Below are 15,452 nucleotides of genomic sequence, written 5' to 3' on the forward strand. Positions count from 1 at the left end.
CATTGTCGGCCCGGGCGGGCAGTATGGGGCCATGACTGAGAGCAACGGGTCCGACGCGCGGGAGCGGCGGGACCAGCACGAGCAAGAGGTACCGGCGGGACGCCAGGAGCGGATGCCGGACTGGGAGAAGCGCTTTCGGGCGCCGCGGGTCTCCCTGCCCGACTGGGCGGACGACGCGCCGGACCGCTCCCTGTTCGTCTCGAACGCGACCGGGACGTACGAGCTGTACGCCTGGGACCGGGCGACGGGCGGGCAGCGCCAGGTGACGGACCGGCCGAACGGCACGACGGACGGCGTGCTGTCCCCGGACGGCGCGTGGATCTGGTGGTTCGACGACAAGGACGGCGACGAGTTCGGCGTGTGGCGCCGCCAGCCCTTCGAGGGCGGCGCGGACGAACCGGCCGCCGCGGGCCTGGACGCCTCCTACCCGGCCGGCCTCGCCCTCGGCCGCGACGGGCGTACGGCGGTCGTCGGCCGCTCCACCGACGAGGACGGCACGACCATCCACCTCGTCCGCACCGGCGAGGACCCGGTGGAGATCTACCGCCACCGCGAGTCGGCCGGGGTCGGCGACCTCTCCCACGACGGCTCGCTCATCGCCATCGAGCACACCGAGCACGGCGACGCGATGCACTCGGCGCTGCGCGTCCTGCGCCCCGACGGCACGGCGGTCGCCGACCTCGACGACACCGAGGGCGGCACCCGTGAGCTGGGCCTGGAGGTCCTCGGCTTCGCCCCCGTCGACGGCGACACCCGCCTGCTCATCGGCCACCAGCGCCGCGGCCGCTGGGAGCCCCTGGTGTGGGACGTGGCCACCGGCGAGGAGACGGACCTGGCGCTGGAGCTGCCCGGCGACGTCAGCGCCGAGTGGTACCCGGACGGCAGCGGTCTGCTCATCGTGCACAGCTTCGAGGCCCGCAGCGAGCTGTTCCGCTACGACCTGTCCGGCCGCACCCTGACGGAGATCCCGACCCCGCCCGGCACGGTCTCCGGCGCCACGGCCCGGCCCGACGGCAGCGTGGAGTACCTGTGGTCGTCGTCGGCCCGGCCGTCGGCGGTCCGCTCCACGACGGGCGAGGTGGTCCTCGACCCGCCCGGGATGAAGTCGCCCGGCTCGGTGCCCGTGGAGGACGTCTGGGTGGAGGGCCCCGGAGGCCGCATCCACGCCCTCCTGCAGAGGCCCGAGGGCACCACCGGCCCGCTGCCCACGGTCTTCGACATCCACGGCGGCCCCACCTGGCACGACAGCGACTCCTTCGCGGCGGGCCCCGCGGCCTGGGTCGACCACGGCTACGCGGTGATCCGTGTCAACTACCGCGGCTCCACCGGCTACGGCCGTGCCTGGACGGACGCCCTGAAGCACCGCGTGGGCCTCATCGAGCTGGAGGACATCGCCGCCGTCCGCCAGTGGGCCGTCGACTCCGGCATCGCCGACCCCGAGCGCCTGGTCCTCACGGGCGGCTCCTGGGGCGGCTACCTCACCCTCCTCGGCCTCGGCGTCCAGCCCGACGCGTGGACCCTCGGCATCGCGGCGGTGCCCGTCGCCGACTACGTCACGGCGTACCACGACGAGATGGAGGCGCTGAAGGCGATGGACCGCACGCTCCTCGGCGGCACGCCGGAGGAGGTGCCCGAGCGCTTCGAGGCCTCCTCCCCGCTCACCTACGTCGACCAGGTCAAGGCGCCGGTCTACATCTCGGCCGGGGTCAACGACCCGCGCTGCCCGATCCGCCAGATCGAGAACTACGTCAAGCGCCTGGAGGCCCGGGGCGCGGTGCACGAGGTGTACCGCTACGACGCCGGACACGGGTCGCTGGTGGTGGACGAACGGATCAAGCAGGTGCGGCTGGAGCTGGAGTTCGCGGAGCGGTACCTGCAGGGGGTGCCGGGCGCCCAGTAGCTCGGGGGCCCGGGGTGGTTCGGCGGCTGCGGACGGTGCGTGGCTGATCGCGCGGTTCCCCGCGCCCCTCGGTCGCTTCGCGCCCGCGGGGCGCACGGCGCCTCGTCACGCCCCCGCCCGCTCCCGCCGTCTGCGTCCCAGCAGCTCCGCGAGGCCCCGCCGCGTCGCCGCCAGCACCACCCGGTCCCCGGTCCCCAGCACATACGAAGGAGGCAGATCCCACACCAGACCCGATGCCGCCGCGCCGTCCTCCTCGGCGCCCTCCCGGTCACCCCGCCGGCCTCCGGAGGGCGCCGTGTTGAGCGCCAGCACCCGCCAGGCCCCGGCCCGGAACGCCTGCGCGACCGTCCGTCCCTCCAGTTGCGGATGCCCGGCCACGTCCACCTCCGCGAACAGCAGCACCCGCCGCTCCACCGGGATCGCCCCCAGGATCTGCCGCCCCATCATCGCCCCGGCGAACGCGGGCGCGGCCAGGTGGGACACGCTCCGGCTCCGCGTCAGGGCGCGCGGATGCGCGGCCCGCAGGGTCCGGTACACGGCCGTCGCGAAGTCGTCGTCGTACAGCCGCAGCACGACCCGCAGGTCGGGCCGTACCGACCGCGCGTACAGCGACGCCTCCAGGTTCGTCGTGTCCGCGCTGGTCAGGGCCAGCAGCGCGTGCGCACGGTGGATCTTCGCGGCCTCCAGCACGCCCTCCTGCGTGACGTCCCCGAGCACCACCGGCACCCGCAGGCGCCGGGCCGTGGCCAGGCCCCGCGCGTCCGGGTCGGACTCCACGCACACCACCGGGATGTTCAGCTCCCGCAACCGCGTCAGCACCCGCGTCCCGATCTTGCCGAGCCCGAGCAGCACCACGTGCCCGCCCAGCCCACGGGGCGGCTTGCGCAGCGCGGACGCGCTGCGGAACGTGCCGAGCGCCTCCAGCACCGCCGCCAGCAGCACCGGCAGCAGCAGCAACCCGACCAGCCCGGACAGCAGTTGCAGCACCTGCCGGGCGGTCGACTGGTGGAGCGCGGGATCGTTGATGCCGAACAGGTCGAGCAGCGTGATGTACGTCGCGTACAGCGGATGCTCGTTCGTCACGATCGTCAACCCGACGGCGAGCGCCAGCACACAGCCCACCAGCCCGGCCAGCGACCACCGCAGCCGCCGCGAGAACAGCGAGGCGAACGGCGGCACACCGCCCCGCCCGGCGGGCAGCGACGGCCCCGTGTACGACACCTGCTCCAGGACGACGGTCCCGCGCCCGGTCGCCGCCGCCACCGCCGCCTCGTCCGGCAGCAGACGCGGCCCCTGCTCCCCGCTGCCCTCGGAACCGTCCGCGCCCGCCGGGTCGTTGCTCGTCGCCGACAGCAGCGCCAGAGTGCACAGCCCCGGGTCGGCCACCTCGCCCGGCCGCGGCGGCTGCCGTTCCACCGCCCGCAGCACGAGCCCTTCCGTCTGGACGACCTTGCTGGTGCCGACGAGAGCGGTGGCGGCGAGCGCGGGGGCGGCCGTGTCGGCGTCGGACAGCACCGTCGTCGACGCGTCGAGGCCGCCCGCCGCCCGGTCGTCCCCGGAGGCGACGGCGGCGGTCTGGTCCAGCAGTTCCTCGATGTGCTGACCCAACCGCCGGTTGTAGAGCCGCAGTACGAGGCGGATGCGGGGGTTGATGCGGCGGGCCGTGAGCGCGGCGCGGATGTTGGTCTCGTCGTCGTCGAAGACGAGCGCCAGCGCCGCCGCCCGGTCGGCGCCCACCTCGACGAGCACCGCCTCGGTGATCTCCGGCGTCTCCACCACCTGCTCGTTCGCGGCCGGTTCGGGGCTCGGGCCGGTCCGGCCGGAGGCCGCGTTCACGACCAGGTCGAGCAGCGCGGCCGAGGCGGCCCGGGCCCGTCCGACGACGGGCTGGCGCACCCGCCTCCCGGAGGGCGGCACGACGAGCGTGACCTGCTCGGCGTAGACACCGCGCAGTTCGGCGGCCAGCCGGTGCGCCAGCCCGTCGTCACCGCACACGATCATGTGCGTGGCCGGTTCGCCCGGCCGGCCCTGGTTCGGAACGCTCCCCACGAGGAGAAGACTGCCTCACCGTGACGACCGGTTCCAGGAGGGGGCGGTGGGGCGTGAACGCCCGGCCGCCGCCGTCCGTACGAAAGGGGAGGGAAGGGGCAATGCCCTCGCGCACCACCGGAGGTACCGGGCCCGTGGCCATCACGAAGACCGCCCCGCAGGACAGCGGTGAGCGCGCCGACCCCGGGCAGGGCCGGGGCAGGGGAACCCGAGCGGGGGAGGAGGAAACCGGCAAGGACGAGGGCCGGCACCTCAACTCCGCACTGCTGCTGACCCTGGTGCTGCTCACGGCGGTGATGTTCCAGGACCCGATCCGCGGGGCCCTCGGCGCGCCGGTGATGCAGAGCTGGATGACGGTGTTCGTCGCGGTCATGGTCCAGGCGCTGCCGTTCCTGGTGCTCGGTGTGCTGCTGTCGGCGGCGATCGCGGTGTTCGTGCCGCCGTCGTTCTTCGCCCGGGCCCTGCCGAAGCACCCGGCCCTCGCGGTGCCGGTCGCGGGCGTGGCGGGCGCGGTGCTGCCGGGCTGTGAGTGCGCGTCCGTGCCGGTGGCCGGCGCCCTGGTCCGCAGGGGGGTCACCCCGGCGGCGGCCCTGGCGTTCCTCCTCTCGGCGCCCGCCATCAACCCGATCGTGCTGACGGCGACGGCCGTGGCGTTCCCCGGCAACCCGGAGATGGTCCTGGCCCGCTTCGTCGCGAGCCTGCTCGTGGCCTGCGCGATGGGCTGGCTCTGGCACCGGCTCGGCCGCACGGACTGGCTCCGTCCCCCGGCCCGCGCGTCGTACGAGGGGCAGGGCAAGGGGGCGGCCTTCGCGCACTCGGTCCGTCACGACGTGACGCACGCGGGCGGTTACCTGGTGATCGGCGCGATGGCCGCGGCGACCCTGAAGGCCGTCGTCCCGGCGGACTGGCTGGGTCTCGCGGCCGGCCACCCCGTGCTGTCGGTGCTGAGCCTCGCGGTGCTGGCCGTCCTGCTCTCCCTCTGCTCGGAGGCGGACGCGTTCGTTGCGGCGTCCCTGACCCAGTTCTCCCTGACGGCCCGTCTGACCTTCCTGGTCGTCGGCCCGATGATCGACCTGAAGCTCTTCGCGATGCAGGCGGGCACCTTCGGCCGCGCCTTCGCCCTGCGCTTCGCCCCCGCGACCTTCGCCCTGGCCGTCGTCGGTGCGGCCCTGACCGGAACGGTCCTGCTGTGAACCGCCTGGCCCAGACGGCCCTCCTCTTCCTGCTCGGCGCGACCCTCCTGCACGCCGGCACGACCGACCTCTACCTGCGCTACGTCAAGGAGGGCCTGCGCCCCCTGGTCATCCTGGCGGGCGTGGTCCTGATCGTCACGGCGGCGGCGGCCCTCTGGTACGACCGCCGCGCCCCCCACGGCCACGGCCCCGACGACGAGTCGCCCACCCCGGCCCGGGAACACGACCACGACCACCACCGCGAGCCCCGTGTCTCCTGGCTCCTCACGCTCCCGGTCCTCGCCCTGATCCTCGTCGCCCCGCCGGCCCTGGGCTCCTACAGCGCGGCACACACCGGTACGGCCCTGACCAAGCCCTTCGGCTTCCCGGCCCTCCCCGCCGGCGACACGCCCCTGCGCCTGGCCGTCGCCGACTACGCCGGCCGCGCGGTCTACGACGACGGCCGTGCCCTCGGGGGCCGCGAACTGAGGATCACCGGCTTCGTGACCCTGGACCGCGACGGCACCCCCTACCTGGTCCGCATGGGCCTCAACTGCTGCGCCGCCGACGCCCAGCCGGTCAAGATCGCCCTGTCCGGCGACATACCGCCGGTGCTGCGCCCGGACACCTGGCTGGAGGTCACCGGCACCTACACCCCGCGCCGCACCGAGGACCCCGTGAACAACGGCCCCATCCCCTACCTCGACGTGACGGCCGCGAAGCCGGTGCCCACCCCGCACGACCCGTACGACGAGACGTGGAACACCTGAACCGCGGTGTGGGGCAAGCCCTTTGGGGTACTCGGAGGGAACCGCTGATCAGCGAGGTGCAGGCATGACCACACTCCACGGTGCGCGCACGGCGGAACCCGGCCGGCCGCTGCCGCCCGAGGCGGCCCGCGAGCAACTGGCGAAGGCCGACCAGCGAGCCGGACTGACCCTGGCCACCCTCGGCGCTGCCCTGGCCGCCCTCCTCACGGCGATCACCGCGGGTGTCATCACCCCCGCCCGGTTCGCCACGGTCCCCCAGCTGCTCCTGTGGACCGGCTGCGCGGCCTGCGCCCCGTCCCTGGTCCTGCTGAGCCTGGCCAGGACGCCCCACCCGGCCCCGGGCGCGGACACCCCGGCCCAGCTCCTGACCCGCACCACCCGCGTCAAACACCGCCGGATCCGGCACGCGATGACATGGGGGGCGGCGTTTCTCGCGCTGACCCTCGCGGGGACGCTGGCCGGGGTGCTCTCCTGACCGGTCTGCCCCACACCGTTCCCTGAGGGGTCCGCCCCCGCCCGGCCGGTGGTTTGGAGTGCGGCTCGAGCCTCGCTCGCACGGGCATCCAGGGCCGTCGCCCGTGACGTCGGCGTCTGCGACGCTCGGGCGAGAGACCGCGAACGTCTCGACACTCGTGACGGGGAGTTCCGCATGCCCAATGCCGTTTCCTGTACCGACTCCGCAGCCGGACGTGCCGCCGTTCCCTCCTTCGAAGCCGCCACCGGAACCCTCCTGCGGCAGCTCGTGCTGGCGGCCGGGCCGCTGACGGTGCTCCAGATCGGCTGTCCGTACGAGTCGTTCACCGCCGCGCTCGCGACCGCGGTGAGCGAGAACGGGCAGGGCCGGGTCATCGCCTGCGAGCCGGACACCCGACGCGCCGAGGCCGCCGCCGCGGCCGTGGAGAAGGCCGGAGCGGAGCGCTGCGCGGACGTGCGGGCGGGCCGCCCCGAACGGTCGCTGGCGACCCTTGCCGGACCGGTCGACCTGCTGCTGCTCGGCGGGCCGCCGCAGTCCTTCCTGCCGCTGCTGGAGCTGGTGGAACCCAGGATGCTGCCGGGCGCGGTGCTGGTGGCCCTCGGTGTACGGGACGAGCCGGCGCGGTGCGCGGACTTCCTCGCCCATGTCCGCTTCCCCGGCAGCGGTTACGTGTCGCTCCCGCTCCCCTTCGACGGCGGCGTGGAGATGGCCGTCCGAGCCGCCTGACACACCCACGCCGGCCACCCATCGCCGACCACCCGCGCTCGCCGTCCGCGTCGGTCCCGCGCGTCCGGCGCCCACGCCGGCCACCCCCTAGGAGTGCCGTGTCCCTTCGTCCGTTCGACCCGGAGTTCCTGCCCGAGGGACACCCCGACAAGGAGAGCGTCCCGCCCCGCGTCACCGCCTCGCGCGCCGTGTGGCGAGGACTGGTGCGCTATCTGCTGCTGCCCTCGTACCGCGCCCTGGTGGCTCTCGGCTCCGTGCACGTGGCCGCGCTCTGGCACCCGGAGTTCGGGCCGGTGTGCCGTCCGCCGAGGCAGGAGCCGCCGCCCGGCTACAGGACGTCTCGAGCGGGTCTTGAGAGCGGGCCGGAAGCCTGGCCGGGACAACCGCATCCCCCAGTTCCCCCAGTTCCCCCAGTTCCCCCTGAGTATCGAGGAGATCTGCGATGAGCGACGTACGGCTGGTCGGCACCTGGACCACGCAGCTGGACGACGACGGCAAGGCGGTCCCCGGCCTCGTCAGCTTCTCGGCGGACGGCACGGTCGTCTCCACCCAGCTCAACACCAAGAACATCGGACTGGGCACCTGGCGTGCCACGGGCCCGGACAGCTTCGAGTACGGCTTCCACATCCTGGCCGCCGACCCCGAGGGCAACCACGTGGGGGAGGCGCACGTGCGGGTGTCGGGCGAGTTCGTCTCGGACACCGAGTGGCAGGGCACCGGAGGTGCGGAGTTCTTCGACCCGCAGGGCACCAAGCTGCGCGGGCACGCCGGGTCCAAGGTGACCGCCGGCAAGTTCGGCATCGACGACTGATGCGGGCGGCTGCGCTGCGGGACCGGCTCGACGGGGACCTGGTCCTGCCGGACGAGGCGGGCTTCGCCCTGGCCCGACAGCTTCAGAACACCGAGTACGACACGATCGAGCCGTACGCCGTCGCGTACTGCGCCTCCGAGGAGGACGTCGCGCTGTGCGTGCGGCACGCCCGGGAGCAGGGGGTGCGGCTGCACGTGAGGGGCGGCGGCCACAGCTTCAACGGCTGGTCGACCGGTGAGGGGCTGGTCGTCGACCTGTCCCGGATGAACCACGTCGTCGCCGAGGGCCCCGTGGTGCGGCTCGGGGCGGGCGTCCAGTCGCTGGACGCGCTGGACGCCCTGCGGGCGCAGGGCCGGCAGATCGTCACCGGGACGTTCCCCACCGTCTCCGCGGGCGGATTCCTGACCGGGGGCGGGATCGGCTGGCAGACCCGCAGGTTCGGGCTGGGCAGCGACCGGCTCGTCGCGGCGCGCGTGGTGCTCGCGGACGGCAGGACCGTCCGCTGTTCGCCCGCCGAGGAGCCCGATCTGTACTGGGCGTCGCGCGGTGGCGGCGGAGGCACCTTCGGGGTGGTCACGGAGTTCGAGGTGCGGGCGATCGACGCGCCCGCCCTGACGGCCTTCGAGACGCTGTGGGCGTACGACGACGCCGTGGAGGTGCTGACGGCCTGGCAGGAGTGGGCCGTCGACGGCCCCGACGAACTCGGCACCTCCCTGGTCGTGCTGCCGGGCATGTTCGGGCCCGGCGGGCGTCCGGTGGTCCGGGTCTGGGGGGTGCACCTGGGTGCCGACGAGGCGCTGCGCGACGGCCTGGACGAACTGGCCGAGCGGGCCGGGTGCAAGCCGCTGAGCAGGACCGTCGGCGCGCGGGGCGGGTACGCCGAGGTGATGCACGAGGCGCTGTGCGGCTCGAAGACGGTGGCCCAGTGCCGGCGTACGGGCACCGGGCCCGAGGCCGAGGGGCACCGGCATCCGTACACCCGGCAGAGCTACCGCCTCACCGGCCGGGCCGCGACCCGGGCGGAGTCGGCGGCCCTGCTCGACGCCTGGGACCCCGCCCTGGACGCGGCGGGGCAGGAGCGCTATCTGCTGTGCATCGCCCTGGGCGGTGCGGCGAGCCGGGTGCCGGCCGGCGCGACCGCCTACCCGCACCGGGACGCTCGCTTCCTGATCGGCTACCAGTTCGCCTGCCGGCAGGCGGCGACGGACGCGGCGGCCCCGGCCCGGCTGACCGCGCTGGCGGACCGCGCGGCCACCGCCCTCACGCCGCTCGCCTGCGGCTCGTACATCAACTTCCCCAGTTCACGAGCGGGTGAGGACTGGGAGACGGAGTACTTCGGCGCGAACCGGTTCCGGCTGCGCGAGGTGAAGCGGGCCTACGACCCGGACGACTTCTTCCGGCACGCGCAGAGCGCCGGCCGTGCCCCGACGACCGAGGTGGAGTCATGAGGACGGATCTGCGGAACAAGGTCGTGCTGATCACCGGCGCCTCCTCGGGCATCGGCCGGGCGACGGCCGTGGCCTACGGGGAGGAGGGGGCCAGGGTCGCGATCACCTACCACAGCAACGAGGACGGGGCCCGCGAGACGGCCCGGCTGGTGACCGAGGCGGGCGGGACACCGCTGGTGGTGCGCTACGACCTCGCGGACGAGCGGTGCATACGGGAGGCCGTGGGGCGGGTCGCCGAGGAGTGGGGCGGCATCGACGTGCTGGTGGCCAACGCGGTGGTCTGGAGCGAGGCGATCCCGCGGCCCGGGCAGCCGGTGCCGCGCTTCGAGGACGTACCCGCCAAGCAGTGGCAGGAGGTGCTGCGCACCTCGGTCGACGCCGTGTTCCACACGCTGCAGGCCGTCCTGCCGTGGATGCGCGGGCGGCCGTGGGGCCGGATCGTGCTGCTCGGCGCGGGCCTGGCGGACACCGGCAAGGCCGGGGCGGGGGCGTACGGTGCCGGCAAGTCCGCGCTGTTCGGGCTGATGCGCAGCCTCGCCTGGGAACTGGGCCCGGACGGCATCCTGGTCAACATGGTGGTGCCCGGCCAGACCAGCACCGAGACCGTGCGGGCGCACGTGCCCCCGGGCTTTTTGGAGGAGAAGGGCAGGACCTTGCCGTCGGGCCGGATGTCCGCGCCCGAGGACGTGGCCCGGGCCGTCACCTTCCTGGGCTCGGCCGCCAACGGCAACACCAACGGCGAGACCCTGCGGGTCACCGGGGGAGCCTGACCACGCCGGGCGCCCCGACCGAACCGGGCCCCGCCGCTCTCCAGGGATCCTCCACAGGCCCTCGAGAGCGGCGGGGCTCAATGACCTGTGTCGGACACCGACCCAGGAGGCTCATGATGCAGACCCCCAGACCACCCGAGGACGTCGCGGCGCCGGCCTACCCGATGACCCGGGCCTGCCCGTACCGGATGCCCGTCGGCTACGAGGAACTGCGGGAGCGCGGCCCGCTGACGAAGGTCACCCTGTACGACGGCCGTCAGGTGTGGCTGGTGACCGGCAACGAGGTCGGCCGGGCCCTGTTCCCCGACCCCCGGCTGTCCTCCGACGTCCTTCATCCCGGCTTCCCGTTCCTGGCGCCGCGGATCGCCGCCCAGACGCAGCAGCGGGCCGCACCCCCGCTGGTCGGCGTGGACGACCCCGAGCACGCCCGGCAGCGGCGCATGGTGATCCCGGGCTTCGGCATCCGGCGGGTCGCCGCGCTGCGCCCGGAGATCGAGCGGATCGCCGAGGGGCTCGTCGACGAGATGCTGGACCGGGGAAGCCCCGCCGAGCTGTTGTCCCAGTACGCCCTTCCGCTGCCGTCGGCGGTGATCTGCGCCCTGCTCGGGGTGCCGTTCGAGGACCGCGGCTACTTCGACGAGCGCTCCCGGCACGTGCTGTCCTCCTCGGGGGAGGGCGAGGCGGAGCAGGCCCGGACGGCCTTCACCGAGATCCTCGGCTACCTCTTCGACCTGATCGCGAAGAAGGAGAAGGAGCCGGGCGACGGCCTGATCGACGAACTGATCGCCCATCAGCTGGCGGAGGGGTCGGTCGACCACCAGGAGCTGGCGATGATCTGCTCGCTGCTGCTCGTGTCCGGCCACGAGACCACCTCCAACATGATCGCGCTGGGGACGGTGACACTCCTGGAACACCCAGACCAGCTCGCCCTGCTGCGGGCGGACGAGTCCCTGCTGCCGGGCGCGGTGGAGGAGCTGATGCGGTTCACCTCCATCGGGGACGTGCTGATGAGGGTGGCGGTCGAGGACATCGAGGTCGAGGGGCACACCATCAGGGCCGGCGACGGACTGGCCATGTCGACGATGCTGATGAACCGGGACCCGCGGGCCTGGGAGGATCCCGATTCCTTCGACATCCGGCGCTCCGCCGGACGCCATGTCGCCTTCGGCTACGGGATCCACCAGTGCATCGGCCAGAACCTGGCCCGGGCGGAGATGGAGATCGCGTTCCGCACGCTCTTCCGGCGCATCCCGCACCTGCGGGTGCCGGTCCGGTCGGACGAACTGCCGCTGAACGCCCCGTACGTGCTGCAGGGCGTCGCCGAACTCCCGGTCGAGTGGTGAGCGGGCCCCGGACGGGCGTCAGCGTGGCGACGGACCGGTGCATCGGCGCCGCCATGTGCGCGATGACGGCGCCCGAGGTGTTCACCCAGGACGACGACGGGGTGGTGCGGCTGCTGCCCGGCGGGGCGGAACGCGCCGGGGACCCCAGGGTGCGGGAGGCGGCCAGGGCCTGTCCGGTCCAGGCCATCACCCTGCACGGCCGGGTCGGGTCCTAGAGGGCCGACGCCGCCGTCCACCCGAGGGGGCCCAACTCTCGCGTGCCGGTGTCGAGTTGTCCTCGACGGCGCTTCGAGACCGGCGGATCACAGTGGGGGCATGGAGATTCGTAGCCTCGACGGCGATGAGCCGGCGACCCTCGCCGCGCTGCTTCCCGGGTTCCGGGAGACCATGAGTCTGGAGCTGCCCGGCGATCCGCCGGTGACGGAGGCGCTGCTGGCCCGGCTGTTCCAGCGGCGGCACGGCACGGAGCGGATCGTGCTGGCCGCCTACGACGGGGACACACCGGCCGGTGTGCTGAAACTCGGCCTCGATCTGGGGGACCCGAGCGGGCCGGGACACGGTTCGCTGTGGGTGTTCCCGGCCTTCCGGCGGCGCGGCGCCGGGCGGGCACTGGCGGCCGCGGGACGGGCGGCGCTGCGGGAACGCGGCCGGGACCTGCTGCTGGCGGACGCCCCCCGGGCGGAGGCCGGTGCGCGGTTCGCGGCGGAACTCGGAGCCGACCTCATCGGCGAGAGCGTGCGCCACCGGCTGCGTCTGGCCGGGCCCGCCCGCGCGGTGCTGGAGGTCGCGGCGGACCGGCCGGTGCCCGGATACCGCCTGGTGAGGTGGCGGGGGCCCTGCCCCGACGACCTCGTCGACTCCTACGCGCGGGCCTGGAGCCGACTGGAGGAGCGGGTCAACGGCCAGGCCAGGATCCGGCGTCCCTCCGCCGACGACGTACGGGCGCGGGAGGCCGAGGCGGAGCGCGCCGGACATCTGCCCCACGTGGTGGCGGCGCTGCCCGGGCACGGCGCGGAGATCGCCGGGTACGCCACCTTGTTCGTGCGCGACAGCCCGATGGCCGACGGCGGCGAGACGCTGGTGCTGCCCGGGCACCGGCGGCGCGGTCTCGCCACCTGGCTGAAGAGCGAACTGCTGCTCGGGGCGGCCCGGGAGAACGGCCGGCTCGCGCTGGTCCAGGTCTTCAACGACACGGCCGACACCGCCGTGGTCGCGCTCAACCGCAAGCTCGGCTTCGAGGCCGACTCGTACTGGTCGACCTACGCGCTCAAGGTCTGAGCGGCCCCCCTGACCCCCCTTGTCCGAGAGCCGAGCCGAGAGGAACCCATGACCACCGTGACCCACGCCGGGCAGCGCACGCGCAACGCCGAGCTGATCCGCGAGCTGTACGGGACGCTGTACCGCGAGCGCCGCTTCGAGGAGGCGGGCCGCTTCTTCCACGCCGACCACGTCGAACACGCCCCCGCCGACTGGCGTACCTCGGACCGGGTGTTCCCGGAGCTGCGCGCGGACATCGACCACCTGGTGGCCGGAAACGACCGGGTGATGCTGTTCGCGACCTGGACCGGACGCTCCCGCTCCGGCGGCGAACTGCGGCTGCACACCGCCGAGTTGTACCGTCTTCGGGACGGCCGGGTGGCCGAGCACTGGAACGTCGTGGACCGTGACGTGCTCGTCACGCACGGCGTGGACGGCGGACCGGACCGGAGCGGCCAGCCGGCCGCGCCCGGGCTGCACGGCCCGCACAGCGACACCGAGCGGGCCAACGCGGAGCTGGTCCTCGGCGCGTACCGCGACGTCTTCAGCGAGCACCGGCTGGACCTGGCCGAGCGGTACTACCACCAGGACTACCGGCACCACAACATGCGCACCGACGCGGTGCCGGACGGGCTCGACGCGTTCAAGGCGTTCTTCGCCGACAACATCGCCGCCTTCCCCGACCTGGTCACCACCGTGGACCACATCGTCGCCGCCGACGACCGGGTGATGGTCTTCGTGACCTGGACCGGCACGCTCACCGGCGCGTGGAGCGGCGGCGGCCCCTCCGGGCTGCCGCTGGAGATGCGGACCTGCGACCAGTTCCGGATCGAGCGCGGGAAGGTCGCGGAGCACTGGGAGGTCGTGGACTACCTGGCCCTGGGGCGGGCCGGACTGCCGACCCCGTGAACAACCTGTCCGAGGCCGATCACCCAGAGAGGGACCGTGCGATGACCTCCGCTTCCGACCCTTCCGGCAGCGCACCCGTACTGATCGTCGGCGGCAGCCTCGTCGGGCTGTCCACCGCCCTGTTCCTCGCCCGGCACGGGGTGCGGTGCACCCTGGTGGAGCGCCATCCGGGCACGTCCGTCCACCCCAGGGCCGTCGGGTACTACCCCCGGACCGGGGAACTGCTGCGTCAGGCGGGCGTCGAGGACGCCGCCGTACGGGAGGCGTCCGGCTTCGCCACGCACCGCACCCGGGCCGGGGTGACCTCGCTCGCCGGCGATGTGCTGTTCAGCAAGGAGGAGCTGGAGGGCGACGACGACCTGGGCGACCTCACCCCGTCCCGGCTGCTCCTGCTGCCGCAGGACCGGCTGGAGCCGCTGCTGCGGGCGAGGGCCGCGGAGCTCGGCGCCGACCTCAGGTTCGGCACCGAGCTGCTGTCCTTCGCGGAGGACCCCGGCGGGGTCACCGCCGTCCTCGGCGACGACTCCGGCACCCGCACCTTCCGCAGCTCCTATCTGGTGGCCTGCGACGGGCCGCGCAGCACCGTCCGGGAGGCGCTGAAGGTGCCCCGGCAGGGGCGCGGGGTGCTGTCCCGCCATGTCAGCATCGCGTTCGCCGCGGATCTGCGCCCGGTGCTGGGAGACCGCAGGTACAGCGTGGTCCACGTGCGGAACCCGCAGGTCACCGGCATTCTCGTGCATGACGACACGCTGACCGGGGGCACGCTCATCGTCGGATACCGGCCCGAGGACGGCGAGAGCCTGGAGGACTTCACCGACGACCGCTGCGCCGAGCTGGTGGCGGCGGCGGTGGGCGCGCCCGGGGTCGAGGTGACGATCCGTTCGCGCTTCCCCTGGGACATGGCGGAGCAGGTGGCCGAGAGGTTCGTGCACGGCAGGGTGCTGCTCGCCGGGGACGCGGCGCACGTGGTGCCGCCGACCGGGGGCTACGGAGCCAACACCGGTATCGCCGACGCCCACAACCTCGCCTGGAAGCTGGCCCTGGTGGTCGCGGGCGTCGCGGGGCCCGGCCTGGTGGAGACGTACGACGCCGAGCGGCGTCCCGTCGCGGTCCACACGGCCGAGCAGGGCTCCCTCCAGCTGGCGCTGCGTTCCGGCGAGGCGACCCCGGAGCAGCGGGCGGCCGTCGAGGACGCGGTGACGGTGACGTCGGGGCAGGCGTACCGCTCCGCCGCGGTGGTGGCGGAGCCGGGCGGCGCGGACCTGCCGGTCACCTCCGACCCGCGCGCACTGCGCGGGGAGCCCGGGACCCGGGCGCCTTACGTGCGGCTGTCGCGGGACGGTGTGCCCGTCTCCACGCTGGACCTCTTCGGGCGGGACTTCGTCCTGCTGACCGGGGAGAACGGCCGTGAGTGGCTCTCCGCCGCCGCCTCCGCCTCCGCCGGGCTGGGCCTGAAACTCACCGCGCGCCGGGTGGTGCGGGGCACGGGCGGCGGGGCGGGCACGCTGGCCGACCCGGACGGCACCTGGCCCGAGCGCTACGGCGGGGTGCACCCCGAAGGCGCGGTCCTGGTGCGGCCGGACGGTGTCGTCGCGTGGCGGTCGCGGGGCGCGGATCCCCAGGGCGCGGAAGCGGCGGTGCTGGAGGCGGTGCTGCGCGGGCTGCTCGACCGGGCCTGAGGCACCCGCGGGCGCGTCCGCGCTGCGGCGGGGACGCGCTCGGCGCACGGTGGTGCGCCGCGGCCGGGGCGGGGGGGCGGGGGGGCCCCCCCCCCCCGCCGCGCCCGCAATGCGGGGGGGGCGGGGGTCGGCTAGCCCCCCCC

Annotated in this window: 14 protein-coding genes; 13 read left to right on the plus strand and 1 reads right to left on the minus strand. The window is 74.3% G+C overall.

The window, feature by feature from the left end:
* Positions 1–31 precede the first annotated feature (31 nt).
* Positions 32–1,900 (plus strand): prolyl oligopeptidase family serine peptidase, encoded by a 1,869-nt coding sequence (locus ACFV20_RS25705; RefSeq protein ID WP_385660088.1) that lies wholly within the window; start codon positions 32–34, stop codon positions 1,898–1,900.
* 105 nt (positions 1,901–2,005) lie between these two features.
* On the opposite strand, the gene ACFV20_RS25710 is transcribed toward ACFV20_RS25705, so the two are convergent.
* Complete coding sequence (locus ACFV20_RS25710; RefSeq protein WP_385660114.1) at positions 2,006–3,901, minus strand: NAD-binding protein; 1,896 nt, start codon at positions 3,899–3,901, stop codon at positions 2,006–2,008.
* A gap of 182 nt (positions 3,902–4,083) precedes the next feature.
* Between ACFV20_RS25710 and ACFV20_RS25715 the strand changes: the two genes are divergently transcribed.
* The 12 genes from ACFV20_RS25715 (at position 4,084) to ACFV20_RS25770 (ending at position 15,309) form a co-directional block, all read left to right on the plus strand.
* Positions 4,084–5,142, plus strand: a complete 1,059-nt coding sequence (locus tag ACFV20_RS25715; protein ID WP_385660090.1) for a permease — start codon at positions 4,084–4,086, stop codon at positions 5,140–5,142.
* Positions 5,139–5,891 carry a TIGR03943 family putative permease subunit gene (locus tag ACFV20_RS25720; RefSeq protein ID WP_385660091.1) on the plus strand — a complete coding sequence of 251 codons (753 nt, stop codon included), beginning with the start codon at positions 5,139–5,141 and terminating at the stop codon, positions 5,889–5,891. The genes ACFV20_RS25715 and ACFV20_RS25720 overlap by 4 nt, the downstream gene beginning before the upstream one ends.
* 64 nt (positions 5,892–5,955) lie before the next feature.
* On the plus strand, positions 5,956–6,366 hold the full coding sequence (locus tag ACFV20_RS25725) for a hypothetical protein (protein WP_385660093.1): 411 nt from the start codon (positions 5,956–5,958) through the stop codon (positions 6,364–6,366).
* Positions 6,367–6,540: 174 nt separating this feature from the next.
* On the plus strand, positions 6,541–7,092 hold the full coding sequence (locus ACFV20_RS25730) for a class I SAM-dependent methyltransferase (RefSeq protein ID WP_385660095.1): 552 nt from the start codon (positions 6,541–6,543) through the stop codon (positions 7,090–7,092).
* 442 nt (positions 7,093–7,534) lie between these two features.
* Complete coding sequence (locus ACFV20_RS25735; protein ID WP_104783758.1) at positions 7,535–7,903, plus strand: hypothetical protein; 369 nt, start codon at positions 7,535–7,537, stop codon at positions 7,901–7,903.
* Entirely contained in the window at positions 7,903–9,351 is a 1,449-nt protein-coding gene (locus tag ACFV20_RS25740) for an FAD-binding oxidoreductase (protein WP_385660097.1), read from the plus strand. The genes ACFV20_RS25735 and ACFV20_RS25740 overlap by 1 nt, the downstream gene beginning before the upstream one ends.
* Positions 9,348–10,121 carry an SDR family NAD(P)-dependent oxidoreductase gene (locus ACFV20_RS25745; protein WP_385660099.1) on the plus strand — a complete coding sequence of 258 codons (774 nt, stop codon included), beginning with the start codon at positions 9,348–9,350 and terminating at the stop codon, positions 10,119–10,121. The genes ACFV20_RS25740 and ACFV20_RS25745 overlap by 4 nt, the downstream gene beginning before the upstream one ends.
* A gap of 113 nt (positions 10,122–10,234) precedes the next feature.
* A complete protein-coding gene (locus tag ACFV20_RS25750) occupies positions 10,235–11,464 on the plus strand; it encodes a cytochrome P450 (RefSeq protein WP_385660101.1) in 1,230 nt (409 codons plus the stop codon).
* 23 nt (positions 11,465–11,487) lie between these two features.
* Positions 11,488–11,679: a ferredoxin gene (locus tag ACFV20_RS25755; RefSeq protein WP_385660103.1), complete on the plus strand. Its 192-nt coding sequence runs from the start codon at positions 11,488–11,490 to the stop codon at positions 11,677–11,679.
* A 100-nt stretch (positions 11,680–11,779) separates the two neighbouring features.
* Positions 11,780–12,742 carry a GNAT family N-acetyltransferase gene (locus tag ACFV20_RS25760; protein ID WP_385660104.1) on the plus strand — a complete coding sequence of 321 codons (963 nt, stop codon included), beginning with the start codon at positions 11,780–11,782 and terminating at the stop codon, positions 12,740–12,742.
* Positions 12,743–12,790: 48 nt separating this feature from the next.
* Positions 12,791–13,630 (plus strand): ester cyclase, encoded by an 840-nt coding sequence (locus ACFV20_RS25765; RefSeq protein ID WP_385660105.1) that lies wholly within the window; start codon positions 12,791–12,793, stop codon positions 13,628–13,630.
* A 41-nt stretch (positions 13,631–13,671) separates the two neighbouring features.
* Positions 13,672–15,309 (plus strand): FAD-dependent oxidoreductase, encoded by a 1,638-nt coding sequence (locus tag ACFV20_RS25770; RefSeq protein ID WP_385660107.1) that lies wholly within the window; start codon positions 13,672–13,674, stop codon positions 15,307–15,309.
* Positions 15,310–15,452 lie beyond the last annotated feature (143 nt).

This window comes from Streptomyces sp. NPDC059696, from assembly GCF_042733745.1.
GTDB lineage: Bacteria > Actinomycetota > Actinomycetes > Streptomycetales > Streptomycetaceae > Streptomyces.